General features: G+C 50.0%; 2 protein-coding genes. Both read right to left on the minus strand.

Annotated elements, in window-relative coordinates; genetic code table 11:
• The coding region (locus KDK13_RS09460) for a tRNA modification GTPase (RefSeq protein WP_373692228.1) at nucleotides 1–552 on the minus strand (552 nt) is incomplete at its 3' end.
• 66 nt (nucleotides 553–618) lie between these two features.
• A partial coding sequence (locus tag KDK13_RS09465) for a LysM peptidoglycan-binding domain-containing protein (protein WP_257284731.1) occupies nucleotides 619–1,951 on the minus strand: 1,333 nt, incomplete at its 5' end.

Consider the following 1,951-nt stretch of genomic DNA (forward strand, 5'->3'; position numbering starts at 1 on the left):
TTCCTCTTCCGGGAAATCAATGGCGGCCTCGACATAGATCCTCAGTTCGATCAACGACTCTACCAGTGCATTGACCCGTTGCGAGAATGCTCCCTGAAGTGAGCGCAGGGCTGAGCGAGCCGCCTGCTCTGATGTGCTGTCGATCAGGTCGGCAATAGCCTCAGCCTGGGCAAGGTCCAGTTTGTCATTCAGAAAAGCCCGCTCGGAGAACTCCCCGGGGTTTGCCTGTCGGACGCCCAGGGCAAGAATGCGTTTCAGCAGCAGGTCAAGGATGATGGGGCCACCATGCCCCTGAAGCTCAAGCACATCCTCACCGGTAAAGGAGTTGGGGTTGGGAAAATAGAGTGCGATGCCTTCATCCAGTATCTGGCCACAGGCATCATGAAACGGGGTGTAGTGGGCAAACCGCGGTTCAGGCTCCAGTTTCAGTACTTCTCTTGCCACACGCAGGGCATCAGGACCCGACACCCGAATAATACCCACACCTCCCCGACCGGGGGCTGTGGCCTGGGCGGCAATGGTATCCTGGTGAAGGTTGCTGAAATCAGACATAACGTGCCATCGGTAACTGCTAAAACGATGGCATAGTCTATGCCCGGTGCCTGTTTTAGTACAGGATCACGAGCTTATCTTCTGGGGTAATTTCAATCGGCTATTGTCACGGAGCCTGTTGATATCGCTGTTGATAAACGCATCAGGATTGAGTTTATAGATATCGTCCATCAACGATGTCCAGTCGTCATATTCCGGGTAAAGCGGTAAGAGCTTAATGGCTACCATGCTGATGGTGTAGCCCCTGGGTACTTTATATTCCGGTGTCTTACCGATTCTGGATAATAGTGAGTTACTGATTTTGTTGTATGAAGGGGCTGTGGCACTCCCCATGGTTTCCCCTGGTTTTCTTACACTGACGGGTTGACCTTTGGTACGCCCGGCAGGTTTGGGTTGCATCTGTGTACTATCCATTGTTTGTCGGCGGGACTTTTTCTCCGGTAGCTGCAGCACCGTCCCTTTTTTGATAGCACCAATATCATTATCCATAAACAGTGAGGGGTTCAGCCTTGCCAGTTCCTGGAGTAATTCATACCAGCTGTCGAACTGTGGATAGTCGGGCACCAGTTTATGGGCAATAGTGGCAAGACTTTCACTTTCAGAGACCTTATAGATGGTTTCTGCTTTCTGTTGAACCGGCTGCTCTTTCGGGGTGGCAAGGCTCTTTCGGTTCAGCTTTGCTAACCGCTGATCTGTTTTTTCCCGCTTGCTGTGATGATAAGCCTTTGATTTTTTGATTTCTGGTTGCTTCTGAGGCAACTCCTCCATTTCAGCCTCAATCTCGACGGCACCGGGGATGATCAGTATTTCATTAGCCCGAATCCTGTTTGGATTGCCATTTATGAAAGCCTTCTGGTTCCGGTAAACGATCTGTTTCATCATCCCTTGCCACCCAGTGGGCTGGGGATATTTATACTGCATTCTTTGGGCAATCGTACTGATATTGTCACCAGCCACTACTTCATACAGGTGATCATAATGACTGAATTCAGGGAGGCTTAACACGGTTCCTGCCCGTATCCTGTTAATATCACCGCCGATAAATGCATCAGGGTTATCTCTCACCAGAAGCTTCATTACCTTTCTCCAGCTCTTCGAGCCCGGATAAGCCTTGCTTAGCTTCATGGCGATAGTACTTAGCGTATCACCTTTGGCAACCTGATAGGTTTTCGCTCCTGTCATCAAAGAGGGCTGAGAACCTTTGCTCACGATACTTCCAGCCCTTCGCTGATTCGCAGCCTTATTTTGACGTCGTCTGACTTCCGTTTTCTTCGCCTGTTCATATTTACTTAATTTCTTGCGCAATGCTTCCAGATCTTTTTTCCTGGCAGTATCACCAGAAGCCTGAGACGACGACAGGTTGTTATTTACCGGCTTGTGGGTGTCATGGGTCTCTGCC

It is taken from the genome of Endozoicomonas sp. SESOKO1 (assembly GCF_024606265.1).
Taxonomy (GTDB): Bacteria; Pseudomonadota; Gammaproteobacteria; order Pseudomonadales; family Endozoicomonadaceae; genus Endozoicomonas.